Origin of the sequence: Eikenella sp. Marseille-P7795, from assembly GCF_916618725.1 — a bacterium.
GTDB classification, from domain to species: domain Bacteria; phylum Pseudomonadota; class Gammaproteobacteria; order Burkholderiales; family Neisseriaceae; genus Eikenella; species Eikenella longinqua.
This window is the reverse complement of the sequence record NZ_CAKAJZ010000005.1, coordinates 105439-130927: the sequence shown is the minus strand read 5'-3', so window position 1 is coordinate 130927 and position 25489 is coordinate 105439. Positions and strand designations below refer to the sequence as shown.

The 25489-nt window shown below is 58.9% G+C and carries 27 protein-coding genes; 14 read left to right on the top strand and 13 right to left on the bottom strand.

Annotation, left to right across the window (positions count from 1 at the left end):
- Positions 1-29 precede the first annotated feature (29 nt).
- The 3 genes from mnmA to LG371_RS08875 all read right to left on the bottom strand — a co-directional run bounded on the left by mnmA (position 30) and on the right by LG371_RS08875 (position 4069).
- Positions 30-1139, bottom strand: coding sequence for a tRNA 2-thiouridine(34) synthase MnmA (gene mnmA / locus LG371_RS08885; RefSeq protein WP_067594733.1), 1110 nt, complete (start codon positions 1137-1139; stop codon positions 30-32).
- A gap of 151 nt (positions 1140-1290) precedes the next feature.
- Complete coding sequence (gene der, locus LG371_RS08880; RefSeq protein ID WP_067594736.1) at positions 1291-2742, bottom strand: ribosome biogenesis GTPase Der; 1452 nt, start codon at positions 2740-2742, stop codon at positions 1291-1293.
- 304 nt (positions 2743-3046) lie between these two features.
- Entirely contained in the window at positions 3047-4069 is a 1023-nt protein-coding gene (locus tag LG371_RS08875; RefSeq protein WP_225748300.1) for a L,D-transpeptidase, read from the bottom strand.
- 270 nt (positions 4070-4339) lie between these two features.
- Between LG371_RS08875 and pncB the strand changes: the two genes are divergently transcribed.
- From pncB to LG371_RS08830, 9 genes are all read left to right on the top strand, one after another.
- On the top strand, positions 4340-5548 hold the full coding sequence (pncB, locus tag LG371_RS08870) for a nicotinate phosphoribosyltransferase (RefSeq protein WP_225748299.1): 1209 nt from the start codon (positions 4340-4342) through the stop codon (positions 5546-5548).
- Positions 5549-5705: 157 nt separating this feature from the next.
- A complete protein-coding gene (locus LG371_RS08865) occupies positions 5706-6269 on the top strand; it encodes a flavin reductase family protein (protein WP_067594744.1) in 564 nt (187 codons plus the stop codon).
- Between the two features lie 253 nt (positions 6270-6522).
- Positions 6523-8025, top strand: a complete 1503-nt coding sequence (ubiB, locus tag LG371_RS08860) for a ubiquinone biosynthesis regulatory protein kinase UbiB (RefSeq protein ID WP_225748298.1) — start codon at positions 6523-6525, stop codon at positions 8023-8025.
- Positions 8026-8215: 190 nt separating this feature from the next.
- Positions 8216-8503 carry a hypothetical protein gene (locus LG371_RS08855; RefSeq protein WP_225748297.1) on the top strand — a complete coding sequence of 96 codons (288 nt, stop codon included), beginning with the start codon at positions 8216-8218 and terminating at the stop codon, positions 8501-8503.
- Positions 8504-8505: 2 nt separating this feature from the next.
- Positions 8506-8709 carry a hypothetical protein gene (locus tag LG371_RS08850; protein ID WP_225748296.1) on the top strand — a complete coding sequence of 68 codons (204 nt, stop codon included), beginning with the start codon at positions 8506-8508 and terminating at the stop codon, positions 8707-8709.
- Positions 8710-8738: 29 nt separating this feature from the next.
- Positions 8739-9824, top strand: coding sequence for a replication initiation factor domain-containing protein (locus LG371_RS08845; RefSeq protein WP_225748295.1), 1086 nt, complete (start codon positions 8739-8741; stop codon positions 9822-9824).
- Between the two features lie 47 nt (positions 9825-9871).
- The gene (locus LG371_RS08840) at positions 9872-10180 is read left to right on the top strand and encodes a hypothetical protein (RefSeq protein ID WP_225748294.1); all 309 of its coding nucleotides are present in this window, start codon (positions 9872-9874) and stop codon (positions 10178-10180) included.
- A 465-nt stretch (positions 10181-10645) separates the two neighbouring features.
- The gene (locus tag LG371_RS08835; RefSeq protein ID WP_225748293.1) at positions 10646-10981 is read left to right on the top strand and encodes a hypothetical protein; all 336 of its coding nucleotides are present in this window, start codon (positions 10646-10648) and stop codon (positions 10979-10981) included.
- A complete protein-coding gene (locus LG371_RS08830) occupies positions 10965-11387 on the top strand; it encodes a transposase (RefSeq protein ID WP_225748292.1) in 423 nt (140 codons plus the stop codon). Before LG371_RS08835 ends, LG371_RS08830 begins: the two co-directional genes overlap by 17 nt.
- 169 nt (positions 11388-11556) lie before the next feature.
- On the opposite strand, the gene argH is transcribed toward LG371_RS08830, so the two are convergent.
- From argH to LG371_RS08805, 5 genes are all read right to left on the bottom strand, one after another.
- Complete coding sequence (argH, locus tag LG371_RS08825) at positions 11557-12945, bottom strand: argininosuccinate lyase (RefSeq protein WP_225748291.1); 1389 nt, start codon at positions 12943-12945, stop codon at positions 11557-11559.
- A gap of 24 nt (positions 12946-12969) precedes the next feature.
- The gene (locus LG371_RS08820; RefSeq protein ID WP_218916360.1) at positions 12970-13404 is read right to left on the bottom strand and encodes an HNH endonuclease; all 435 of its coding nucleotides are present in this window, start codon (positions 13402-13404) and stop codon (positions 12970-12972) included.
- A 49-nt stretch (positions 13405-13453) separates the two neighbouring features.
- Complete coding sequence (locus tag LG371_RS08815; protein ID WP_156503525.1) at positions 13454-13678, bottom strand: hypothetical protein; 225 nt, start codon at positions 13676-13678, stop codon at positions 13454-13456.
- 134 nt (positions 13679-13812) lie between these two features.
- Positions 13813-14568: a class I SAM-dependent methyltransferase gene (locus LG371_RS08810; RefSeq protein WP_225748290.1), complete on the bottom strand. Its 756-nt coding sequence runs from the start codon at positions 14566-14568 to the stop codon at positions 13813-13815.
- Between the two features lie 77 nt (positions 14569-14645).
- Positions 14646-15284 (bottom strand): SMI1/KNR4 family protein, encoded by a 639-nt coding sequence (locus LG371_RS08805; protein WP_225748289.1) that lies wholly within the window; start codon positions 15282-15284, stop codon positions 14646-14648.
- A gap of 162 nt (positions 15285-15446) precedes the next feature.
- Here LG371_RS08805 and LG371_RS08800 point away from each other — a divergent pair, with 162 nt between their 5' ends.
- Positions 15447-16547 (top strand): anhydro-N-acetylmuramic acid kinase, encoded by a 1101-nt coding sequence (locus tag LG371_RS08800; RefSeq protein ID WP_225748288.1) that lies wholly within the window; start codon positions 15447-15449, stop codon positions 16545-16547.
- A gap of 197 nt (positions 16548-16744) precedes the next feature.
- Here the strand turns inward: LG371_RS08800 and LG371_RS08795 are convergent, their stop codons facing one another.
- From LG371_RS08795 to LG371_RS08780, 4 genes are all read right to left on the bottom strand, one after another.
- Positions 16745-17503, bottom strand: coding sequence for a peptidyl-prolyl cis-trans isomerase (locus LG371_RS08795; RefSeq protein WP_225748287.1), 759 nt, complete (start codon positions 17501-17503; stop codon positions 16745-16747).
- An 86-nt stretch (positions 17504-17589) separates the two neighbouring features.
- A complete protein-coding gene (locus LG371_RS08790) occupies positions 17590-18456 on the bottom strand; it encodes a peptidyl-prolyl cis-trans isomerase (protein WP_225748286.1) in 867 nt (288 codons plus the stop codon).
- A 51-nt stretch (positions 18457-18507) separates the two neighbouring features.
- Positions 18508-18774 (bottom strand): BolA family transcriptional regulator, encoded by a 267-nt coding sequence (locus LG371_RS08785; protein ID WP_067592758.1) that lies wholly within the window; start codon positions 18772-18774, stop codon positions 18508-18510.
- A complete protein-coding gene (locus tag LG371_RS08780; protein WP_067592761.1) occupies positions 18771-19061 on the bottom strand; it encodes a YciI family protein in 291 nt (96 codons plus the stop codon). The genes LG371_RS08785 and LG371_RS08780 overlap by 4 nt, the downstream gene beginning before the upstream one ends.
- 414 nt (positions 19062-19475) lie before the next feature.
- On the opposite strand from LG371_RS08780, the gene LG371_RS08775 reads away from it, so the two are divergent.
- The 4 genes from LG371_RS08775 (at position 19476) to LG371_RS08755 (ending at position 23712) form a co-directional block, all read left to right on the top strand.
- Positions 19476-21551 (top strand): FimV/HubP family polar landmark protein, encoded by a 2076-nt coding sequence (locus LG371_RS08775; protein ID WP_225748285.1) that lies wholly within the window; start codon positions 19476-19478, stop codon positions 21549-21551.
- Positions 21552-21864: 313 nt separating this feature from the next.
- The gene (gene truA, locus LG371_RS08770; RefSeq protein ID WP_225748317.1) at positions 21865-22674 is read left to right on the top strand and encodes a tRNA pseudouridine(38-40) synthase TruA; all 810 of its coding nucleotides are present in this window, start codon (positions 21865-21867) and stop codon (positions 22672-22674) included.
- A 30-nt stretch (positions 22675-22704) separates the two neighbouring features.
- Positions 22705-22950, top strand: coding sequence for a glutaredoxin family protein (locus tag LG371_RS08765; RefSeq protein WP_067592767.1), 246 nt, complete (start codon positions 22705-22707; stop codon positions 22948-22950).
- A 147-nt stretch (positions 22951-23097) separates the two neighbouring features.
- The gene (locus LG371_RS08755; protein ID WP_067592770.1) at positions 23098-23712 is read left to right on the top strand and encodes a phosphoribosylanthranilate isomerase; all 615 of its coding nucleotides are present in this window, start codon (positions 23098-23100) and stop codon (positions 23710-23712) included.
- A gap of 83 nt (positions 23713-23795) precedes the next feature.
- Here LG371_RS08755 and LG371_RS08750 read toward each other — a convergent pair whose 3' ends face one another.
- Entirely contained in the window at positions 23796-25424 is a 1629-nt protein-coding gene (locus LG371_RS08750) for an FAD-dependent oxidoreductase (RefSeq protein ID WP_225748284.1), read from the bottom strand.
- Between the last annotated feature and the right edge of the window lie 65 nt (positions 25425-25489).

Here is a 25489-nt window from a genome sequence, read left to right as displayed (position 1 = left end):
TCTGTGGGTAGTTTGTTCGGCAGGGTGGTTTATCCGGCAATCACGGCATGGTCGATAATGCCGCCGCCCAGGCACACTTCGCCATCATACAGCACAGCAGACTGGCCGGGGGTAACCGCCCATTGCGGGCTGTCGAAGCGCAGCTCGGCGCGGTCGTTATCCAGATAGCGCAGTTCGCAGGGCGCGTCGGCCATGCGGTAGCGGGTTTTGCAGGTGTAGCGGCCTTCTGGCGGGCGGTTACCGCGGACGTCGCCGGGGTTTTCAGGCAGCGTCCAGCTGAGCTGGCTCATGTTGAGGCTACCTGAAAATAATAGCGGGTGCTGGTGGCCTTGCACCACGATGAGGCGGTTGGCGGCCAAATCTTTGCCGGCCACAAACCAGGGCTCGCCGGCGCCGCCTATCCCCAAGCCTTTGCGCTGGCCGAGGGTGTAGAACATCAGGCCGACGTGTTTGCCCACCACTTTGCCTTCGGGCGTAACCATGTCGCCTTCATGGGTGGGCAGGTATTTTTGCAGGAATTCGCGGAAGGGGCGCTCGCCGATGAAGCAGATGCCGGTGCTGTCTTTTTTGGCGGCGGTGGGCAGGCCGGCTTCGGCGGCGATGCGGCGCACTTCGGGCTTTTCGAGGTGGCCGAGCGGGAAGAGGGCGCGTTCGAGCTGATGGGGCTGGAGGCGGTAGAGGAAGTAGCTTTGGTCTTTGTTGGCATCCAGGCCTTTGAGCAGATAATGCTTGCCGTTGCGCACTTCTTTGCGGGCGTAGTGGCCGGTGGCGATGGCTTCGGCGCCTTGCTCGATGGCGTAGTCTAAAAAGCATTTGAACTTGATTTCGGCGTTGCAGAGCACGTCGGGGTTGGGGGTGCGGCCGGCTTGGTATTCTTGCAGGAAGTAGGCGAAGACTTTGTCTTTGTATTGGGCGGCGAAATTGACGATGTCGATGTCGATGCCGATGATGTCGGCCACGGCGATGGCGTCGAAGGAATCTTGCTTGATGCTGCAATATTCGTCGTTGTCGTCGTCTTCCCAGTTTTGCATGAAAACGCCGCGCACTTGGTGGCCCTGCTGCTTGAGCAGGTGGGCGGTAACGGAGGAATCGACGCCGCCGGAAAGGCCGACGATGATGTTTTGCGGAGTGTTGGGCATGGTGTCGGGTTTGCTGGGAGGCTACCTGAAAACGGGTTTGGGATTTTCAGGTAGCCTTTTGGGTTGGTTTATGGTGTTGGTTTGGGTTGCCGGGCATGAATGCCCGGCCTGCGGTTGGTTTTCAGGTAGCCTTTTCAGGTTTATGCGGCAATTAACCTTGCCGCTTTTTCACGCTCACTTGGCGTTTTTTGGTTTTGGCTTTGGTGCGGGCTTTTTCGTCGCGCTTGGCGATGCGGTTGCTCAGGGTGGTGCGGCGCAGGGGCTTGCTTTTGGTTTTTTCCGCCGTGTCTTCGTAGGGGTTGTCGGAAATATTGTATTGGATGCGCAGCGGGGTGCCTTGCAGGTTGAAGGCCTTGCGGAAGGTTTGCGTGAGGTAGCGGGTGTAGCTGTCGGCCACGTGTTGCAGCGAGTTGCCGTGGATTACGATCACGGGCGGATTCATGCCGCCTTGGTGGGCGTAGCGCATTTTGGGGCGCACCAGGCCGGCGCGCGCGGGCTGCTGGCGCTCAATGGCCGATTGCAGCACGCGGGTGATTTTGGGCGTGGGCATTTTGATGAAGGCTGCGTCGTAGGCGGCTTGGATGCTGGCAAACAGGCCGTCGATGCCGCGCTCTTTCAGCGCGGAGATGAAGTGGAATTTGGCGAAATCGAGGAAGTGCAGCTTGCGCTCGATGTCTTTTTTGATGCTGTTGCGCCGCTCTTCGGAAATGCCGTCCCATTTGTTTACGGCGATGACGAGCGCGCGCCCCGCTTCCAGCGCAAAGCCGGCGATGGTCGCGTCTTGGTCGGCGATGTCCTGCTGCGCGTCCAGCACCAGCACGGCCACGTTCGCCGCTTCCACCGCCTGCATGGCTTTAATCACGGAGAATTTCTCCACCGCCTCGTCCACTTTGCCGCGCCGCCGCACGCCTGCGGTGTCGATAATCGTGAAGGGCTTGCCGTCGCGCTCGAAATCGATGTGGATGCTGTCGCGCGTGGTGCCCGCCATGTCAAACGCAATCACGCGCTCTTCGCCCAAAATGGCGTTCACCAGCGTGGATTTGCCCACGTTCGGGCGGCCGATAACGGCAAACACGGGGTGTTTGGCCTGCTCGGTTTCTTCTTCCGCGTCGGGGAAGTTTTCCAGCACGTCTTCCATCAGATAGTACACGCCGTCGCCGTGCGCGCCGGAAATCACATGCGGCTCGCCCAGTGCCAGCTCGTAAAATTCGGCGGCCAATACGTCGCGGCGGCCGCCTTCGCCTTTGTTCACGACCAGATACACAGGGCGCGGGCTTTGGCGCAGGCGGTCTGCGATGATTTTGTCTTGCGGGGTGAGGCCGGTGCGCGCATCCACCAGGAAAATCACCGCGTCGGCTTCGTCTACGGCTTGCAGGGTTTGCTTGGCCATTTCGTGCAAAATGCCGCTGTCCACCACAGGCTCGAAGCCGCCGGTGTCCACCACCAGATAGGGCTTGCTGCCGATTTTGCCGTGGCCGTAGTGGCGGTCGCGGGTGAGGCCGGGCAGGTCGTGCACCAGCGCGTCTTTGGTGCGCGTGAGGCGGTTGAACAGGGTGGATTTGCCCACATTGGGGCGGCCGACTAGGGCGATGGTGGGTTTCATGGGTTGCGGTCTTTCTGTGTCAGGCGGCCTGATGGCAGGCGGCGAGCAGGTGCGCGGGGCACGGGTTGTTGGTTTGCTGGGTTTTCAGGTAGCCTGGGTTGGCGGGATGAGGCTACCTGAAAAATGCAGGCGGGATTATAGCGTGTTGTGAACGGTTTGGCTTGGGGAGTAGGGCTGGATGGATTAGGAAGTGGTGGTTCTTGTTTACGTTGAGGCTAATGTTTTCAGGTAGCCTGTATGCACTTGGAGGCTACCTGAAAAATGAAACCTGCCGTTATCAGCATAGCGGCAGGTTTGTTTTTTCTCACAACAGGCTGTCGGACAGCGATACATCTGGTGCGTGTGGCTGTTGCACCGGTGTGGCCGGAAGAGGATGCTCTATTTGCTTGACCATGTTGGGGCGACGGCGCGGGGTGGCGGCGTTGCTTGCCGGAATCGGGGTTTCGGTGCTGCCGGCGCCGTCGGTGAGGGCTTCCACGGCGCTGCCTTCGGGCAGGATTTCATCCGGCTGCTGCACGGCGGGGGCCGACACGGCCTGCGGCTGGCTCAATTCGCCCATGCCGCCTTGCCAGGCTAGGGATTGCAGCTGCCCCTGCACTTTGGCGTTGCCGGGGCTGCAGGTGATGCACACGAGGCGGCCGTTGCGGCTGCGCAGGGCGGCGTTGAGGCGGGCTTCGTTGGTGGTGAGGCCTTTGGCCTGCGTCCAGGCGGCGATGCTTTGGCGCAGGGCGGCGGTGTTGAGGTTGCGCTGCTGGTAGGGGTCGGCATAGGTGGCGAGCCAGAGGTGGTTGCCGGCGTCGGCGTTGAGGCTGGCCAGCTGGTAGATCACGGCGGCGTTGGCGCCGGTGTGCACGCTGCGGGCGAATTGAAGGGCGTTGTTGCTGTGCATGCGCACACAGCCGTGGCTGCGGATGCCGGGCACGCTGCCGGGGGCGTTGGTGCCGTGGATGCCAAGGCCGAGGCGCGGCGGGCCGAGCCGCACAAATACCGGGCCGAGCGGGTTTCTGGGGCCGGGCGGGATGCTGGTGATGGCGGGCATGCCGGCGGCGGCGCGTTCGTGGCGGATGCTGGCGGGGATGGTCCAAGTGGGGTTGTAGGCCTTGGAGCCGATTTGGTAGTTGCCCAGCGGAGTGCGGGTGCGGCTTTTGCCCACGGCCACGGGGTAGGCATTTTTCAGCTGGCCGTTTTCATAAAGGAACAGCCGCATCTGCGGGATGTTGATGACCACGTGCTGCCCTTCGGCCACGGGGGAGAAATCGGGCAGGGGCGTGTTGGCGGCGGCGAGGCCGGATACGGCGATAAGGCTGAGCAATGCGAGTTTTTTCATATAGCGTTGGTTTGGGCAAAAATTTGGCAAAATAAACAAGAGCGGAGCAAAAAACCGCGTTGGCAGGTATAATACCCGAAAACGGCTCGGCTTGATGCGGCAGGCTACCTGAAAGCGGCAAAACGTGTTTTAATGCCACACCCTTAAGGGGCAGTCTGCAAAGGCTACCTGAAAGCGATGTTTTAGCTCAGCCCAAGCTGAGTTTCTGCGAAGCTAAAAACCATCCGCAAATGAGCATTCTCCTTCATCACCCACACTCACGGAGCAGCCATGCAACCGCACATCATTCATTCCCTGCTGGACACCGACCTCTACAAATTCACCATGCTGCAAGTGGTGCTGCACCAATTCCCGCAGGCGCACGGCGTGTATGAATTCCGCTGCCGCAACCTCGATGCGCTGGTCTACCCGCTGGTGGACATCCGCAGCGAGCTCGAAGCAGAGCTCGACGCCCTGTGCACCCTGCGCTTCACCCTGAGCGAGCTCAACTACCTGCGCAGCCTGCGCTTCATCAAAAGCGATTTTGTCGATTATCTCGAGCTGTTCCAGCTCAAGCGCCGCTTTATCAAAGTATTTGTGGATGAGGAACACCGCCTCTGCATCCGCGTGGAAGGGCCGATTATCCAGGCCATGTTCTTCGAGATATTCGTGCTGGCGATTGTGAACGAGCTCTACTTCCGCCGCCTGGAAACCCCCGAAGTGCTGGCCGAAGGCGAGCGCCGCCTGCAAGCCAAGGCCGATTTGCTGCGCCGCTACGCCGCAGCCGAAGATCCCGCAGACCCGCCCTTCCTCGTGTCTGACTTCGGCACCCGCCGCCGCTACAACCTCGCTTGGCAGGAGCACGTGGTGCACACGCTCAACCAAGCCGCCCCCGGCTGCCTGCGCGGCACCAGCAACGTATTCATCGCCAAAAAGCTCGGCCTCATCCCCATCGGCACCGTGGCGCACGAATTCATGCAGGCCTTCCAAGCGCTCGACGTGCGCCTACGCGACTTTCAAAAAGCCGCCCTCGAAAGCTGGGTGCGCGAATACCGCGGCGACCTCGGCATCGCGCTCACCGACGTGGTGGGCATGGACGCCTTCCTGCGCGATTTCGACCTCTATTTCGCCAAACTCTTCGACGGCCTGCGCCACGACAGCGGCGACCCCTATATTTGGGGCGACAAAGCCTACGCCCACTACCAAAAGCTCAAAATCGACAGCCGTACCAAAATGCTCACCTTCTCCGACGGCCTCGACCTGGAAAAAGCTTGGGCGCTGCACCAATACTTCAAAGACCGCTTCAAAACCAGTTTCGGCATCGGCACCAACCTCACCAACGACATGGGCCACACCCCGCTCAACATCGTACTCAAACTGGTGGAATGCAACGGCCAATCCGTGGCCAAGCTCTCCGACAGCCCCGGCAAAACCATGAGCAGCAACAACACCTTCCTTGCCTACCTGCGCCAAGTGTTCGAGATTGCCGACACCGAATAGCGCGCGGGATGATTTTTCAGGTAGCCTTTTGGCGCGGAGAGGTTACCTGAAAAAAATAGCGGTAAAGCCGCAAATTCATTTTGGCTTTGCAGAAAACCGCCGCGCTTTCAGGTAGCCTACCGTTTTATTTGAAACCACTCTGCAATAAAGGAAAATCATGCTCCAACCCATCGAACTCTCCCAATCCACCCGCCTCATCAACCACGGCCCCACCGTGCTGGTGTCTGCCCAACACGGCGGCTCGGCCAACGTGATGGCCGTGGGCTGGTCGTGCGCGCTGGATTATGCGCCCCCGCGCCTGACCGTGGTGCTCGACAAAGGCGCGTTCACGCGCGGCCTGGTGGAGCAGGGCGGCTGGTTTGCCGTGCAGGTGCCGGTGGCCGGGCAGGCCGAAATGGTGATGGCGCTGGGCAGCCAGAGCCGTAAACGCAATCCGGCCAAGCTGGCCGACTGCGGCGCGGAGCTGTTTTATCAGGAAGACTTCGATGTGCCGCTGGTGAAGGGCTGTGCCGCCTACCTGGTTTGCCGCCTGCTGCCCGAGCCGCACAACCAGCAAAGCTATGATTTGTTTATCGGCGAAGTGGCCGCCGCCTGGGCGGATGACCGCGTGTATGCCGACGGCCGCTGGCTGTTCGACAGCGTGCCGGACGGGCTGAAAACGCTGCATTATGTGGGCAACGGCCAGTTTTACCGCACCGGCTCGGGCTTGAAAGTGGGCTAGGTGTGAACTTGCGTTTTCAGGTAGCCTTCACGGCGTGCAAAGGCTACCTGAAAAATGCAGCAGCCGAGATTCCTCTTTGCTGTGCTTCTCAAATTTTCAGGTAGCCAATTTTCAGGTAGCCTCCATGCGCGGCAAAGGCTACCTGAAAAATAAATCGCCGTGCCGCCCAAGCTTTCGTCAAACCGCCTGCTGCCCCGCCGCAGGCTTTGTTTTATAATCGCTTCCCTTTCCACCTACACTCCGGATTTCCGCTATGAAATGGCTTGGCCGCTTGGCTGTGATCATGAAAACCGTATACCGCTTCGGGCTGGCCGACCTGCTGGCCGCGCGGGCCAGGGCGCATTGGCTGGTGCGGCTGCTGCCGCGTTCGCGCAAAATGCGGGATACCCCGCTGCCGGTGCGCGTGCGGCTGGCGCTGGAGAGCCTGGGGCCGATTTTTGTGAAGCTCGGGCAGGTGCTCTCCACCCGGCCGGATTTGCTGCCGGCGGCCTATGCGCTGGAGCTGAGCCGCCTGCAAGACAAGGTGCCGCCTTTCGATGCGGATTTGGCGCGGCGGCAGATTGAGCGCTCGCTCGGGCGGCCGCTGGAAGAGATTTATGCAGAATTTGAAGCCGAGCCGGTGGCCGCGGCTTCGGTGGCGCAGGTGCACCGCGCGCGGCTGTTTGGCGGCGAAGAAGTGGCGGTGAAGGTGTTGCGGCCGGGCTTGGAGCCGGTAATCGAGCAGGATTTGGCGCTGATGCGCACCGCCGCGCGGCTGCTGGAAAGGCTGCTGCCGGACGGCAAACGCCTGCGCCCGCGCGAAGTGGTGGCCGAGTTCGACAAATATCTGCACGACGAGCTGGATTTGCTGCGCGAAGCTGCCAACGCCAGCCAAATCGGGCGCAATTTCAGTGGCAGCACCATGCTGCGCGTGCCGCAGGTGTATTACGATTATTGCAGCGAAAGCGTGATGACCATGCAGTGGATGGACGGCACGCCGATTGCCGACATCGCCACGCTTCGGCAGCGCGGCATCGATTTGCAGCGGCTGGCGCGCTACGGCGTGGAGATTTTTTTCACCCAAGTATTCAAACACGGCTTTTTCCATGCCGATATGCACCCGGGCAATATCCTGGTGGACGATGAAGGCCGCTACATCGCGCTGGATTTCGGCATTGTGGGCAGCCTCACGGATTACGACAAGCGCTATCTCGCCATCAATTTCCTTGCCTTCTTCAACCGCGACTACCACCGCGTGGCCACGGCGCATATCGAAAGCGGCTGGGTGCCGGCGGATACGCGGCCGGAAGAATTGGAAGCGGCGGTGCGCGCCGTGTGTGAGCCGTTTTTCAACAAGCCTTTGGCCGAGATTTCCTTCGGCCTGGTGCTGATGCGCCTGTTTGAAACCAGCCGCCGCTTCAACGTGCAGATTCAGCCGCAGCTGGTGCTGCTGCAAAAAACCCTGCTCAATATCGAAGGGCTGGGAAGGCAGCTCGACCCGCAGTTGGATTTGTGGGCCACGGCCAAGCCGTTTTTGGTGGATTGGATGCACGAGCAGGTGGGCGTGAAGGCCTTATGGCGCAACCTGAAGCAGGAAGCGCCGGATTGGGCGGAAATCCTGCCCGCCCTGCCGCGCAAACTGAATATGCTGGTGGACGAGGCGCGCCAGCAGGAAATGCGCGACGCTTATCTGCACCTGGTGCGCACCCAGCAGCGGCAGAATATGTGGCTGGCGCTGATTGTGCTGATGCTGCTGCTGATGGCGCTGTTGGATTAGGGTTTGATTGCAATAGGGGAAGAGGCTACCTGAAAAATATCTGCCGCATGGGCGGGATATTTTCAGGTAGCCTTATATATTTTCCGCCGTCGGGGGCTAGTCCTGACGGTATCTTTGCCAAGCAGGCATTATCTTAACATAAGGCTGGACTAGCTCTCTTTGATCAAGCTAACTCAAAGGAGCTTTTTTCATGTCTTACCAACTTCCCACCTATCCCAACATCACCGCCACCATAGGCCGCCCCGAAGATGGCTTATTCTGCGAACTCACTGTATCCCTCAATATCACAGCAGACAGAAGCTACATCTTGTTCGCCGAAGTCATAGACCAAAACGAACCTGCTGACCGCCTGCAAACCCTCTTAGACATCTACGGCCAATTCATCCTTGATTCCGTAGAACTCCAGCTCCCCTTCTTCCGCAACGTAACCGAAGCGGAATTTGAACAAATCCTCCCCCCGATGGAACAGGCGGTCTAATCATGTATCGTATCGAAGAGCGTATTGAAAAAATCAACGGCGAGAAACAGCGGCGGCAGGCCGCGGAGCGGTTGGCGGCAGCGCGCCAGCGCGACGCCGAACGCAACGCGGCCTATGACGCCTTCGAACGGCGCATGAAAGAGCGCTGGGGCGTGGATATTAAAGCCGCCCGATTGGCACCCCCCACGCTAACAGGGGATGACTAACAGGGGATGACTTACAAAAATCGCGTGCTGTGAGCGAAAAATACCGCCGTTTGGTTATCCGCAAAGGCAAAGCCGTTGAAGAAATCTTCAGACGGGGAACGAACGGCCATTGTGCCTTCATCGACCAACTGACTTTCGTACTTGAAAAAGTCAGCCTGCTCCGCCTGTTTGACCGTGAAGAGGCAGAACAGGAAGAAATTGTCGGCATGCTTTCTTTCCATCTGCATGAAATCTTCGGTTTCGGCGTATCCCATGACCGCGAAAAATCCGCCAACTTTTACAGCGACAGCTACAACCTCGGCAATCATGAAACCAGTTACGGCATTCTCTGCATCGGTGGCGGAATCAACCCCTCCAACGAATCCACCATCTGCATAGAACTGACCGCCACCGGCCTCAATGCCGCAAAAGACGGCTGGGAACAACGCCTTTATAACTTTTCCCAAATGGATGAAGTTATTGGCTTCCGCTATACCCGCGTTGATTTAGCCCATGACTTCCTAAGCGGCGAATACAGCGTAAATGACGCCCTGACCGCTTACCGCAATGGCGCATTCAACAATTCTTTCACCCAACCCAAGCTCCGTCTCGAAGGGGATGATTGGTACAACGATACCAAGCATGGCCGAACCCTCTATGTCGGTACCCGCCTATCTTCCCGCATGCTCCGTTTTTACGAAAAAGGCCGTCAGCTCGGCGATGCTGAAAGCCCTTGGGTACGTTGCGAACTCGAATTGAGAAGTAACGATTTAATCATTCCGCTGGATGTCGTAATTCATCCCGGCGACTACCTTTCCGCCCAATATCCCGAATTAAACCGCCTGTTTGGCGAAAACGGCGTATTCGCCCAAAGCCAACCCAAAAAAATCGCCATTAAGCAACGCATGGTGCAAGCCGGTATTGAGCACAGTATCAAATACCTGCGCATGCAGGGCAGCCGTGCAATCAACATGCTGCTTGAACTGGGCAAATCCACCGAAGAGATTTTGAAAATATTTAATCCTGAAGCCGGTGTGCCTAAAGCTGTCCATCCCGGCCAGTATTTCGCCGAACTATTAAAAATCGACTGCGTTTCAGAAAAGTTTCTTAACCCCGTCTGCGGATACAGCGGCTAAATGCCCTGTCCGGCACATCAGACGATAACACAAAAGGAGTAGTAACCATGTTCGTACAAAAAGCAACCCTGATTGGCGCCAAACAGTTCAAAGGCACGATTGAAGGCCGCGATTTCGACACCTGCAAAGTCCGCGTATTGATGGACGTTCCCAGTGATGCCGAAAACGAATGCGGCTTGAACGTAACCGAACTTAACTACGGCAAAAGCAGCAATTACTTAGGATTGCGCGAATACAAATTCCCCGTTGATTGCGAGCTTGAACTGGAAATGGAACTCAAATCAGGCAAGCCGCAACTCAACCTGAAAAACCTCAAAGTGAAAGCCCGCCCCGATCCGAAAGACAGCCTGAAATAAGGGGGAGATATGAGAGCCGTTTATGTTCTTCAGGAATTAAGTGAAGGTGCATTCATCGGTGTAGACGGTTTAGGTGGCCTCGAATACGTCCGAAAACTGGATGAAGCCTTCAGGTTCAGAAATCTCAACGTAGCTTTAGACCACGGCAGGGATATAGACAGCAGCTTAAGGAATATCGCCGTCTATACCCTATACGAACCCGAATAATAAGAAGTACCGTCGTTGCCCGGGCGGCCAGCGACGTTAAACCTTTGAGAAGCCGCCCACTAATAAGAGGCAGAAATGGCAGTCAGCATTATTCACATGATTGTGCCGATAGTCAGATATGAAAACATCATGGATCAGCTATCGCAAATCAGCCTAATGGTAACCCTCATGCTGCTGCTGTTCAGCCTAAAGCATTAACGCTATCCGGGCGGCGTTAATCCAAGTCAAGCCCGCAATAACTTGTAAAAGGAAAACATTATGTTGAAAAACAAACTGGCCGCACTGGCCGTTATGTCCTCCGCCTTCATCGCCACCAATTCTTACGCTGGCGCTGTGGCCGATGCAGTAACCGCCGCTACCGGCGATTTCAAAACCGATTTGGCTTCAGTCGGCGGCATTGCCGTAGGTCTCGGCCTGATTGGTATCGCCTTCATCGCCGGTAGAACAATTGAACGTATTGCTCAATATGGAAAGCAACAGAAAAGAAGTATCCGATCCGGTAATCAAATCCGGTATAGATACCATAATCAACGCCATACAAAACGAGATAGCAAGCTGCAAAACAGCCATACAAGATTTGATAGATTCGGATAAAGAATTAAGCCATAACCAACAGCTATTACAAACCATCAGCGGCGTAGGCAAAACAACCGCCGCATGGCTCTTGTCCGTACTGGTCGATATAGATAAATTTGAAAACTCAAAGAAACTGATCAGCTATTTAGGCTTGTCTCCGGTTATCAAAGATTCCGGCACAAGCGTGAAATACGTCAAGATATCCAAAATGGGCGATAAGATGGTGCGTAAAGCATTTTACTATCCCGCCCGAGCAGCCTGCCTAAGGAGCAAACTTTGGCGGCCTTGGTTTGAACAAAAGCTGAAACAGGGCAAACACCCCAAGCAAATTTACGTCTTGATGATGTGCAAAATTATCAAATACGCTTACGCCGTCATCAAATCCGGCCAGCCGTTTGACGAGAATCGGCACAAACCAGCGTAAAACAGCAGTCTGAAGTGTTGCAAAAAAGCGGCAGCCGATGGCTACCGCAGCCTTAATGTTGCTTGCGTTTTTAAAAAGTTCTTGACTTTCGATTACGGTATCTTTTGTGTTCCGGCCAGCATACCGCAAGCGGATAGAGCCGGGATTGAGGCTACCTGAAAAATACGTTTCAAGCCTGTTTCTCCAGCAATCCGCGCCAGCGGGCTACCTGAAACTTCACCTGCTCCGGCGCGGTGCCGCCCAGGTGGTTGCGGGCGTTCAGGCTGCCTTCGGGCGTGAGCACTTGGTACACATCGTTGTCAATCAGCGCGCTGAATCCTTGCAGCACGTCCAGCGGCAGGTCTTCCAGCCCGCAGCCTGCCTGTTCGGCGTGGCGCACGGCTTGGGCAACCGCTTCGTGGCTGTCGCGGAAGGGCAGGCCTTTTTTGACGAGATAATCGGCCAAATCGGTGGCGGTGGCGAAGCCTTGCAGCACGGCGGCGCGCATGGCTTCGGGCTTCACGGTGATGCCGCGCATCATGTCGGCGTAAATCCGCAGCGTGTCGATGAGCGTGTCCACCGTGTCAAACAGCGGCTCTTTGTCTTCCTGATTGTCTTTGTTGTAGGCCAGCGGCTGGGATTTCATCAGCATAATCAGGCCGGTGAGGTGGCCGATGACGCGGCCCGATTTGCCGCGCACGAGTTCCGGCACGTCGGGGTTTTTCTTCTGCGGCATGATGGATGAGCCGGTGCAGAAGCGGTCGGCGATGTCGATAAAGCCGAAGCGCGGCGACATCCACAAAATCAGTTCTTCCGATAGGCGGCTCAGGTGCACCATAATCAGCGAGGCGGCGGCGGTGAATTCGACGGCAAAATCGCGGTCGGACACGGCATCGAGCGAGTTTTGGCAGATTTGCTCGAAGCCCAAGAGTTCGGCGGTGCGCTCGCGGCGGATGGGGAAGGTGGTACCGGCCAATGCGGCCGCGCCCAAGGGCATGCGGTTGGTGCGGCGGCGGCAGTCGGCCATGCGTTCGCTGTCGCGGCCGAGCATTTCCACATAGGCGAGCAGGTGGTGGCCGAAGCTGACGGGCTGGGCTACCTGTAAATGCGTGAAGCCGGGCATGACGGTGGCGGCGTTGGCTTCGGCCAAATCCAGCAGGGCAGCCTGCACGTCTTGGATGAGCGTGCGGATGACGGCAATTTCGTCGCGCAGCCACAGGCGGATGTCGGTGGCGACTTGGTCGTTGCGGCTGCGGCCGGTGTGCAGGCGTTTGCCCGCGTCGCCGATTTTATCGGTGAGGCGGCGTTCGATGTTCATGTGCACGTCTTCCAAATCGAGCGACCACTGCAGGCTGCCTGAATCGATTTCGGCCTGGATTTCGGCCATGCCGCGCTGAATATCGGCCAAATCCTGCGCGGAGAGCACGCCTGCTTCGTGCAGCATTTGTGCGTGGACGAGCGAGCCTTGGATGTCCCAGCGGGCGAGGCGTTGGTCGAAACCAATCGAGCCGGTGTATTGTTTGACGAGTTCGGACACGGGCTCGTTGAAGCGGCCGGACCAGGTTTTGTTGTCGGTCATGGGGATTCCTTATTTTTGAGAGAGTTATTTTCCATAGTGTTCATTACGATGGCAGTTTGGGCAGAGTGCAATGGCATTTTCTACACTATCCTCTCCGCCATCTGCTAATCGGATTTTGTGATGAACCTCTAAGTAAGGCTTGTCATCTGATTTTCTGATAAAAGGGGCAGGATTGTTACACACTTCGCAGATTCCTTTTGCTCTTTCCAAAACCTCAGCCACAACATCAGGATTTCTTTTAAATCGTACAACCCTAATAATTTCTTTTTCTGGTTTTTTTGGTGCTGCGTCTAATCTCTTTTTACGTTCTTTTGAACTTATCCTTAGAGATTCAGTAACTCTTTTATGTTCCTCAGCATTTAATGCATCTAAGTTACTCGGAACTTTTTGCTCAAACTCTTCTAATACCTTACGAAGACCAGGCATGGGGGAGTTAGATTGTTTGATATGCAGATGCACTGAGCGGATAGCTGTTAGTAAAGCATCATCACCATTGGTTTCATAAATTTTATTTAAAAAATAAGCTTATTGCCTCTATGCTTGCGCCTCTGGAAAAGGATTTCCCTTCGCGCATGCATCTATATTTATTGATAAATTCATCCGCAGTTGATTGGTTGATACCATGTTTATCATGCAGATATTTTGCTCCACTTATTCTTGTATATTCTCCGTTATATACTCGAACAGCTCTCTCATAAGCTGCTATATATTGTTCTTGTGTAACTTTTCCCATCGGAAGTTCTCCTTTAATTGATAACAGTGAATCAGTCTATACGGGTGGTAATCATGGCACAACCCATACATGATGATGCTGAAGTTTAGCCTTAGGAATTAACAAAAGCTACCTGAAAAACCAGAAACGGGTTTTCAGGTAGCCTTCCCTTTATCTGCGGCAAACACGACGAAATTGTAATGCTGAAAATACAGTGCAGGCTGCAAACCAACTTCGTGCAGCCATTGGAACTGCTCGGAGAGCTTGCTCATGCGGTCGAGCTTGATGCGCTCGAAGGCGGCGGCTTTGTCGGCTTCGGATAAGCCGGGATGGTGCAGGACGTGTTGCCGCCAGGCTTGGGTGTAGGCGGCTTCGGCCTCGGGGGTTTCGCCCAGCACCTGGTCGGCGTTGATGAAGCGGCCGTGCGGGGCGAGCAGGCGGGCGATTTGGCGGAACAAGGGTTGCTTTTGCGCGCCGCTCAGGTGGTGGATGGCGAGGGCGGAGATGATGAGGTCGAAGCAGTTTTCAGGTAGCCTCTCGCACGGTTCGAGCTGCGTGAGGTCTTGTTCGATAAAGCGGAAATTCGGCAAGCCGTGGAAGCGTTCGCGGGCTTTGGCGAGCATCTGCATGGAGATGTCGGCGAGCACGAATTCGGCTTCGGGGCGGCGTTCGTACACAAACGCGCTCATCAGCCCGGTGCCCGCGCCGAGGTCGAGCATGCGGCGCACGTTTGGCACGCTTTCGGCCAGCCCGGCGGCGGTTTGGTAGAACAGGTCGAAGCAGGGGATGAGGGCGCGGCGCTGGCTGTCGTAGCGGGCGGAGGCGGCGTTGAATTGGGTTTGGATGGCACGGTTCATGGGGTGTTTTGGGTTTGGGTTGGGGCGGGTGTTTTTAGCTTTGCGGAAACTCACTGTGTTCGTTTTCAGGCAGCCTTTACCGCGGCAGAGGCTACCTGAAAATATTCATTCGTTGATATGAGGATGGTTTTTCAGGCAGTTTGTGATTGGTGTTGCTCCAATTCTTTGAATTCTGATTGGGAAATCAGGCCGTAATCTTCATGCAGCAGGTATTGGCCGCTTTCCAGGTCTTGTGCGAATTGCGCCAACAGGGCATGCAGGGAGGGGGCTTCGAGGCTGCGTTCGGGGCTGTCGTGCCACATTTGGATGATTTGCCCGGCTGTGCCGCTTGGGGCGGGGTCGAGGTCGATCATCATGCCGTTGCCGCCGCCATCGGCAGTGAGCGGAATCCATTTGGGATTCCACCAGAAATCGGGCTTGATGCCGGGGTGTTCGGGGGAACAGCCGAAATCGGTGTGGTCGGGACGTTGGAAGCTGCCGTCGTCAAACAGGGATTTCCACGTGCCGTATTCTTGGATAATGCGTTCAATCGACAGCCATTCTTGGTCTAGTAATACGCCGGCGATGCCGTTTTCGCCGTTGGCGGCGCGGTAGAGGGCTTTGAAGTCTTCGGGCAGGGGAAAGCCTAGTGTTTGTTCGAGCCGGGCGAAATCGGCTTCGCCGGCGCCGGGATTGAGGGTGTAGTTGAGGCCGAGTTCGGCCACGGCGGCCGGGTATTGCTCCCGGAGGATATTGAGCTGGGTGATGATGCGCTGGAGCAGGGTATGCATGGGGATTCCTTGGCGGTGGAGTGATGTTCAGTTTTTTCAGGTAGCCTTTACTGCACCAGGGGCTACCTGAAAATATCGCCAAGCATTATAGCCCAAGCACCGCAGCGCGGAAGGCCGCCGTTCGCTATATAATGCCGCCGTTTCCCACACTGCTTATCCGCCATGACCCAACACTATATCGGCTTGATGTCCGGCACCAGCATGGACGGCGTGGACGCCGTGCTGGCCGCGCTCGACGGCACGCGCTGGCAGGGCGCGCTCGGCCACTTTGCCGTGCCCTACAGCCCCGACCTGCGCCAACGCCTGCTCGCCTTGCAAGACAGCGGCGCCCACGAAATCCACCGCAGCGAAATGCTCGCGCAAGAGCTGGCGCGGCTCAACGCCCAAGCCGTGCACGGCCTGCTCGCGCAGCAAAAGCTCGCCCCGGCCGACATCGCCGCCATCGGTGCCCACGGCCAAACCGTCCGCCATGCCCCCGAGCACGGCTACACCGTGCAGCTTATCAACCTGCCGCTCTTGGCCGAGCTCACCGGCATCGACACCGTCGGCGACTTCCGATGCCGCGATATGGCCGGCGGCGGGCAGGGCGCCCCGCTGGTGCCCGCCTTCCACCAGGCCGTGTTCGGCAGCCCCGGGCACAGCCGCGTGGTGCTCAACATCGGCGGCATCGCCAACATCAGCGTGTTGCAGCCCGGCACGCCCCCGCACGGCTTCGACACCGGCCCGGGCAATATGCTGGCCGACGCCTATATACAGCAGCGCTTCGGCCAAGATTGCGACCGCGACGGGCAGCTTGCCGCCGGCGGCCACGTTATCCCCGAGCTGCTGCAAGCCCTGCTCGCCCATCCCTATTTCCGCCGCCCCCCGCCCAAAAGCACCGGCCGCGACCTCTTCTCGCACGATTGGCTGCAAGGCTACCTGAAACCCAACTACGGCCCGCCCCACATCGTGCGCACGCTCAACGCCTTCACCGCGCAAACCATCGCCGACGCCATTGCCACGCACGCTCCCGATGCGCGCGAAGTGTTCGTGTGCGGCGGCGGCGTGTTCAACCCCGTGCTGATGGGCGAGCTGGCCGAGCGGCTGGCCGCCCTCGGCATCCGCACCGCTTCCACCAACGAGCTCGCCTTGCCGCCGCAATGGGTGGAAGCCGCCGCCTTTGCCTGGCTCGCCGCCTGCCGCCTCCAGCGCCAGCCCGGCAACCCGCATGCCGCCACCGGCGCGGCGCGGCCGTATGTTCTCGGCGCTTGGCATTGCGCGTGAGGACGGCTGTTTTCGGGCGGGCAAGTTTTCAGGTAGCCTCTGCCGTGTGCGGGAGGCTGCCTGAAAAACAGAAGGGCAGGATTTATGTTTCCTTACAAAGGCTTGAAAGGCTACCTGAAAATCGCGGGCGGATATTTCAGGTAGCCTTGGTGTTGCGGGGTGAAAAAGGCTACCTGAATTTTCAGGTAGCCTTTTGGTTAGTTCGGGTCGATGCCGTTTTCTTGCAGCAGCTTGAGGATGGTTTGTTGGGCTTGCTGCTGTTGGATTTGTTCGACGAGGCGGGGTTTGAGCTGCTCGAAGGGCGGGGCGTCTTCCATGGGGCGGGTGGCGCTGAGTTTGAGCAGGAGGATGTTGCCGTTGCCTAGGGGCAGGGGTTTGATTTGGCCGCGGGTCATGCCGCGCACGGTGTCGGCGATGGGCGGCGGCAGCTGCTGGAGGCTGAGCCAGTTGGCTTCGCTGCTGCCGTTGGGCTGGCGTGCCATGAGCTGCTCGAAGCTGAGGCCTTTGCGCAGGGATTCGATGGCGGCGTCGGCTTCGGCCTGGCTGGCGAATTGGATGTGTTGTAGCTGGATTTGCTGGGTCATGGCGGCGTAGAGCTGGCGGGCTTCGGCGTCGCTCACGCGCACTTGGCCGGCGAGGTGTTGGGCATAGGCCTGGGCGTAGAAATTGGCTTCGAGGTTGGCAAGCCGGGCTTGGATGTCGGGATTTTTATCGAGCCCGGCGCGGATGGCGGCGGCTTTGAGCACTTCGTCTATTTGTAGCTGTTTGACGGCGTATTGGCGCAGTTGCTCGGCATCGGGTGCGGGCTCGCCGGGCTGGGCGGGGGCTTGCTGCTGCAAGGTTTTCACCTGCTGGGCGATGCGGTTTTCGTCAATCTGCGGGGCGGCGGCGATGGCCCAGCCGGCGGTGAAGGCGGCGAGGGCGAGCAGGCTGGCGGCGAGGGTTTTCTTTTGCATGGCGGTGTGTTCCTAAAAGATTGTTTTGTTGGATTGAATGATAGCGGCTGCCGGAAAAGCAGCCGCTATGTTGCGCTCAATGGAGATTAGCGGATGGTGGCCTGCTGGTAGAGGCGGGCGATTTCTTGCTCGATCAGCAGGTTTCGCAAATCTTGCTGGATTTGCGGCTTGAGCTGGGCAAAGGGCGGCACGCGCACGGGGCGTTTGTTGGCCATATAGAAGACGGCGTAGATGCCGTTGCTCTGCACCGGGGTTTCGGTGAATTTGCCCTGCTGCAGGGATTTGACGGCGTTGTACACCATCGGCGCGCCTTCTTCCAAGTCTTTCAGCGGGGTGAAGGAGGGGCTGATGCCGCCGTTGGCGCGGCTTGGGGTGTCGATGGTGTATTGGCGGGCCACGTCGGGGAAGCGGCGGCCGCGGTTGAGGTCGGGAATGGCTTTTTGGGCGTTGTCGGCGTTATCGAGGATGATTTCGCCGAGCTGCACTTCCTGCGTGCCGCGGTAGCGGTTGGTGATTTCCTGGTAGGCCTGTTGCACTTGGGTGTCGGTTACCGGCTTGCTGCGCAGGATGTGGGCAACCAGGGCTTGGGCGGTAACGTTGCCTTCGAAGGTGTTCCAGTCTTGCTGGAAGGTGGGTTTGCGGTCTTCGCCGCTGCTGCGGGCGTCGGCGCGGGCGCGCTCGATAATCTGCTTGAATTCGGGGGTTTCGTTTAGGCGCAGGCGGCGGGATTCTTGAATCATCAACTCGCGGGTAACGAGGCGGCGGGCGATGTTTTCGCGCAGCTCGCGGCTGTCGGGCACTTGGCCGTTGCTCTGCTCGTTGATGATCTTCACCTGCTGGTCGATTTCAGCGCTGTCGATGCGGGTGTTGTTTACGGTTACGATGGTTTGGGCAGCCAGCGGGGCGGCGGCCAGGGCTGTGGTGAGCAGCAGTGCGAGTGAAGTGCGTTTCATGTTGTCGTCCTCAAATGGAAAGATTGGCTATGTTTGGATTATAAAGGATTTTCAGCTTCGGTACTCTTCCGGCGTTTGCGCGCGGATGCTCAGGGCGTGGATTTGGCCGGGATAGAGGTCGTGTAAAGGCGCTTGCACGGCGCGCTGGCGTTCGATGCGGCTCATGCCGGCAAAGCGCGGGCTGACAATGTGTATCCGGTAGTGGCCGCCGCCGGTGTTACCGGCGTGGCCGATGTGCAGGTGGCTTTCGTCGGCCAAGTCGAGCAGTTCGGGCTCGAAGGCGGCCTGCAGGCGTTGGCGGATGGTGTGCGCGCTCATTCGGGCAGCACTTTCTTAAACGGGCGGATGAGGATTTCGGCATACACGCCGGCTTCCACATAAGGGTCTTGCCCGGCCCATTCTTCAGCCGCATCAAGCGATTCGAATTCGGCCACAATCAGGCTACCTGAAAAACCGTGTTCGCCGTCGGGCAGGGGGCAGGGGCCGGCCAATACCAGCCTGCCGGCCTCTTGCAGGGCTTTCAGCCTGGCCAAATGTGCCTCGCGGGCGGCCAGGCGGGCTTCGGTGGAATCGGCAACATCTGAGGCCATCAGCATAAACAGCATTTTATATCCCTTCAATGTGGGTGTGGTTTGGGGATAATCAAGGAAGTGCCAATATTAAAGCAAATACGGCGATTCTGCACTTAAATATCGCTGAATCAAGCCGCATCATCCTATCTTGGCAACAGTGCACTCAGGCAGGCTACCTGAAAATTTCAAATAGCCGTGTTCCGTTAAATAATTAAAAAATGTTTCATTCCTGTATAGAAAATGGGGGCAAATGGCAGAAATGGCTTGGCATAAATAGGAAATAAACGATATGATACCTAGGTTTAAAGAATTTAATCCGTTGCGCGTTAGGCCGAATCGGGCTGGGAGATTGCTTGCGTCAGCCTGTATTCTTCTGTTAGCTCAGAAGCTTAACGAGCATTACTTTAAGGTTGTAAGGGGGATTTGATGTTTTGTAAGCAGTATAAAATGAAGCTGATTGCCGCTTCTCTGGGTTTGGTTGCTTCGGTTCACGCTTATGCCGCGATGGGCGGCATGCAGGTGCATTCGCGCCTGAACGAGCCTTTTTCCGCCACTGTGGTGGTAACCGGCGACGAAGCCCGCGCACTGGCCGGCTCGGCCAAGCCTACCATCAACGGCGCAAACCTGAACGCCACGGTTACCCGCCAAGGTGCCGACCGGGCCGTTATCCGCTTGCGTTCCAGCGCGCCGATTAAAGAGCCGGTGATGACATTCTGGCTCGGCGTGGGCAACCAAAACCATCAATATACCGCCATGCTGGATCCCCGCGACTACCAGCATCCCGATGCCGCTGCCAACCACACGCGTCGCGAACGCCGTGCCGAAGCCGAACCGAGCCGCCGCCGCTCCTCCCGGCATCAAGAACGCGCCGGCCGCCGCGAAGCACCGGTGCAGATTCAAGGCAGAAGCTATCAGATTAAAGACGGCGAACTGCTGGTGGATATTGCCGAACAAGTTAAACCCTCCGGCATGACCCTGCGCCAAACCATCAATGCGCTGGTGGCTGCCAATCCGCGCGCCTTCCGCAACGGCAATCCGGACTTGATGTATCGCGGCGCCACTTTGATTATTCCCGATGCGGCCACTCTGCGCCGTTTGGCACATAACCCGCCGCGCCGCGTGACCACTTCATCCGAACGTGCCGCCGCCGATACCGCGCCGGCTGTTCAACAACCGCCGGTAACCACCGCGCCGACTCCGCCGGTGGAAACCAAACCTGCAGCCTCAGTGCAGCAGCCGGTTACCCCGCCGCCCGCTCCCCCTGTGGAACCCGCCCAGCCGCCGCAGCCTGCTGTGCCGCCGGCAGTGAGTGAACCTGTGGCCGAAGTGCCTGCTTCAAACGTATTGCCGGCAGATCAGGCCGAAGTGGTGGCCAGCATGCCCGAACAGGCTTCCGACATGATGGTTTCCGAGCCGGTAGTCGAGCCTGCTCCGCCTGTGGTGGCTCCGCCTGTAGTAGAAGAGCCGCCGATGGAAGAAGAAGGCATGGACATTATGCAGATGGCCATGTATGGCGGTGGCGGCCTCTTGGTATTGGGCGGTTTGGCTTATCTGCTGCTAAACCGCCGCCGCAAAGGTGCAGCACCTAAGCGCGGCCGGACAGCGGTTGATGAGGAAGATGATGACGACGACGATCTGTATTTCGAAAGCGTTACCGACCATTCCGACAGTATTGCCGCCGCGCCCATCGCGCCTGCCGCACCGGCTCCCCAGCCTGCGCCGGCCGCTCCCGTTGCCCCGCAGCCAACGGTGAGTGAAGAAGACTTGGGCTTGGATTTGAGCCATTTGGACGAACAGCAGCAGCTGGGCAGCACGCCCAGCACTACTGAAGCCGCCCAGCAGGCAGAAGCTGATGACTGGAGCTGGCTGGCCCAGGCCGAAGAAGAACCGGCCGCGCCCGCCCAAGCAGCCGCCCCGGCCGCGCCTGTGGCGGAAACTCCGGCCGCAGAAGACGAATGGCTGAACTTCGGCAGCGAAGAGCCGGCCGATGTGGGCGCTCCGGTGGAAGCTGCGTCGGCTGCCGCTCCGGCAGAAACGGCCGAGGGTTTGGATTGGGTGTTGGACGAAACCCCGGCTGCCGTGCCGCAGTCTTTCCAAACCGAGCCCGCGCCGACCGTTGATTTCGACGTGCCAGCCCAGCCGGAAGCCCCGGCAGTGGAAGATACCGCGCTGTCTTTCGAGATGCCGGAACTGGATTCAGCCAGCCCGCAGCACGAAGAAGCGCCTGCCGCTTCCAACACGATGGATTTCAATTTGGATTTCGACACGCCGTCTGCTCCGGCAGCCGAGCCTGTTGTTGAGACTGCTCCGGCAGCCCAGCCTGCCGCCGTGGCGGACGAGCCAGCTGTGGCCGGCCCGCTGCCGAAAGAGGCGCTGGAAGCCAAATTGGAACTGGCTAAGATGTATCTGGAAATCGACGACGCCAACACCGCCCGCCAGACCCTGCTGGAACTGATTAACGAATCGGAAGGCAGCAGCATTCAGGCACAGGCACAGGCACTGTTGAACGACATCGGCCACTGATTTTAGCTCCGCTGAAGCTGATGCTTTCAGGTAGCCTATCCCAACCCGGGCAGCATTGCCCGGGTTTTTGCAACCAGGCATTTATGCAGGCTTGGTGTGCAGCGGTTAGGCAGAAATAAGACAAAATAGCGAATGAACTGAAGTTTTTATACGGCGCTAGCTTGCCTCGCCGTATCGGTGTAAGTTTATTTCACGATACGGGTTTGCGCTTCGCCGCCTTATGCCGCAGAGCATTAACCCGCTATCAGGCTACCTGAAAAATTTCCACGCCAACCAAACCAGCAAACGCCTCCCCCTTACTGCGCCACTTTTTATGCCTTCTCCCGCCCCGCAACGCCGCGCCTTGTTTGTCAGCTACGACGGCAGCCGATTTTTCGGCTGGCAGAAACAGGCCGACGGTATCACCACCGTGCAGAACGCCTTGGAAAACGCCCTGAGCGCGATTGCCCAAGAGCCGATAAGCGTTATCACCGCCGGCCGTACCGATACCGGCGTGCACGCCACGGCGCAGGTGGTGCACTTCGATTCCGCCGCCCGCCGGCCGGAGCAGGCTTGGGTGCGCGGCGTGAATGCGCACCTGCCCGAAGGCGTGGCGGTGTGGCAGGTGCGCGAAGTGGCGCCGCAGTTTCATGCCCGCTTCGACGCCTGCGGCCGGCGCTACCGCTATCTGCTGCAATCGGCGCCGGTGCGCTCGCCGCTGCTGGCCGCCCGCGCAGGCTGGACGCATTACGCGCTGGATATCGAAGCCATGCGCCGAGCTGCCGCGCTGCTGGTGGGCGAACACGATTTTTCCAGCTTCCGCGCCGCCGAGTGCCAGGCCAAATCACCGGTGAAAACCCTATACAGCGTGTCGCTGCACGGCACGCCCGAGCTGCTGGCGGTGGATTTCCACGGCAACGCTTTTTTGCACCACATGGTGCGCAACATCATGGGCGCGCTGGTGTATGTGGGCTGCGGCAAGCTGGCCGTGCCCGAGTTCGCCGATTTGCTGGCTGCCCGCAGCCGCCGCCTGGCGCCGCCTACCTTTATGCCCGACGGGCTCTACCTCACCGGCGTGGACTACCCGCCGCAATGGGGCGTGCCCACGCCGCCGCTGCCCGCCTGGCTGTTTCCTGATTTATAACGTTTGCCGTGTTTGCAACGAGATAAACGCATGACTTTAACCTTGATGTTCCGCGAATATTGCAGCCTGTGCCACCAGATGCGCGCCGCCTTGCAGCCCTATCAGGCCGAATACGGTTTTGAACTGCAAGTGTTGGATGTGGACGACGATCCCGGGCTGGAAGCGCGCTATAACGAGCTGGTGCCGGTGCTGCTGCACGGCGGCGAGGAAATCTGCCACTGGCATTTAGACGAAGCCAAGCTGCTGGCCGTGCTGCAAAACGCAAAGGCTACCTGAAAACATAGTGGATTAACAAAAATCAGGACAAGGCGACGAAGCCGCAGACAGTACAGCTAGTACGGCAAGGCGAGGCAACGCAGTCCTGGTTTTTGTTAATTCACTATATCTGCCGCCCGTCCGGAAGGCTACCTGAAAGGAATCCCGATGCCGAAAATCAAAATCTGCGGCCTCACCCGCCCGCAAGACGCGCAAGCCGCCGCCGAGCTGGGCGCCGATGCCGTCGGCCTGGTGTTTTACCCGCAGAGCAAGCGTTATGTGAGCGTGCCGCAGGCGCGGGAAGTGGTGGCGGCGCTGCCGCCGCAGGTGGCTAAGGTGGCGCTGTTTGTGAACGCATCGGCGGAAAGCGTCCGTGCGGTGCTGGCACAGCTGCCGATTGATATATTGCAGTTTCACGGCGACGAGCCGCCGGAGTTTTGCTGCCAGTTCGGCAAGCTTTATTGGAAGGCGGTGCGCGTGCGGCAGGCGCGGGATATTGCCGATGCCGCCGCCCGCTATGCCGATGCTGCCGCGCTGCTGCTGGATGCGCACATCGAAGGCCAATACGGCGGCACGGGGCAATCGTTCGATTGGCGCCTGCTGCCGGAGAGCATGCCGCTGCCGTGGATTCTGTCGGGCGGGCTGAACGCGGACAATGTGGCGGAAGCCGTGCGGCAAACCGGCGCGGCGTGGCTGGATGTGTCCAGCGGGGTGGAGCGGGCGCCGGGCATCAAGAGCCGGGATTTGATGGCGCGATTTGTGCGGCAGGCGCGCGAGGAGTGATTGGCAAATGGTGCGGGAAATAGAGAGGCTACCTGAAAATTTCAGGTAGCCTTTATCGTGTGTGGCGGTTGGGCGCTGCCGGCTTAGCGCGGCAGGATTTTTTTGGCGGCTTCCACGCCCCAATACACGGCTTCTTCCATTACGGAATAGCTGCTCAGGTCGCTGTGGGCGAAGAGGAGGCGGGAGCGGTGTTGGCGCAGTTGGAGTAGGGTTTCTTGGGTGAGGTAGCCGGGCGTAGGCACGCTCATGCCGTGGCCGCGCACGCCGATATCTACGGCGGACACGTGCTGCCAGAAGCCGGGGCCGTAGGCTTGGATGAGGTCTTGCGCGGCGTGTTCGAGCAGCTCTTCTTCGCCGGCTTTGAGCAGCCAGCGGCGGATTTCGGAGGGGCTGTCGTGGTTGAGGGCGGTGTAGGCGGTGAAGATGCTGCGTTCGGGTTTGGCGGTGCGGATGAGCTGGTTGGTGGAAACGACGTAGCCGAGGCCGCGGCTGCCATATACGACGTTGTCCCAAGCGAGCTCGCTGTGTTGGGCTTCTTTGGGGAAGCTGTGCAGCACGAAATTGCTCACCAGCCAGGGGGCGTAGGCGGGCAGGTTGAGCGAGAAGCCGTAGCGCTGGGGCTGGGCGATGATGCGGGCGGCCACCATCAGGGGCATGGCGCAGATGATGTGTTGGGCGCGGATGAGGGCGGTGTGGCCGCTTTGGTTGTGGCGCAGGATCACGGCTACGTCTTCACCGGTTTCGCTGATTTGCAGGGCGGTGGCATCTAGAGCGGTGGGCTGGGGGAAGGCGAGCTCGGGGTTTTCAGGTAGCCTTTCGATGGTTTGTAGGCGGATGTGATGGCGGATGGCTTCGGAGAGGTGGGCGAGGCCGTCGGGCCAGGTGAGCACGGCTTCGTTGGTGTGGCCGCGGGCGGTGAAGTAGTGCAGGCCGGCGAAGGCGGATACTTGCTCGATGCCTTGGCCGTAGTCGTCGCGGCAGCAGTAGTCGAGATACCAGAGCAGGCCGGGGGAGCGGTAGTTTTCCTGCTTGAGCCAGGCGGCGAAGGTGAGTTGGTCGAGGCGGCGCCATTCTTCGTCGGCGGAGGAGAGGGCAACGGGGATGGCGAAGATTTTGAGGCCGTCGCGGCCGCGGGCGGTGCGCAGGCGTTCGACCAGGGCGTGGAAGCGGCGGCTGTCGGCGTCTTCTTGCGGCAGCAGGGAGTATTGCCAGCGTTTTTGGTAGAGCAGGCGTTCGGTGGGGGCGTAGACGAGGTCGGTTTCGCGATAAACGGGCTCGGGCTCGCCGATGCCGCTGAGCAGGATGCCGAGGTCGGCGAGCAGCTGGCGCACATAGATGCTTTCCAGCGAGGGCAGGGCGAGATAGTGGGCGGCGGAGGGGGCGGAAAGGCTACCTGAAACATAGGCGGCGTTGTTGCCGTTGCGCTCGATGCCTTCGGCGAGGAGGAAGTTGTTTTGGCCATGCTTGGCGAGATACCAGGCGGCGGAAAGGGCGGCGGCGCCGCTGCCGAGGATGAGGGTGTGGCAGCGGTGTTCGGATTGGGGCTCGAGGGGAACTTGGCCGTTGCGCAACTGGTGGCCGAAGGGCAGGCCGATGCGGTTGATGTGCACGCTCGGGCGGCGCTGGAGGTGTTGGTAGCCTAAGCGGGAGGCAGCTGCGGCGGCGGAAAGGGCGGCGGCGCTGCCGAGCAGTTGGCGGCGGGTGAGTTTCATTTTTTTCAGGTAGCCTCGGCGGGAGGCGGGGCGAGGGAGGAGATAACAAAATGTCGGGCATGAAC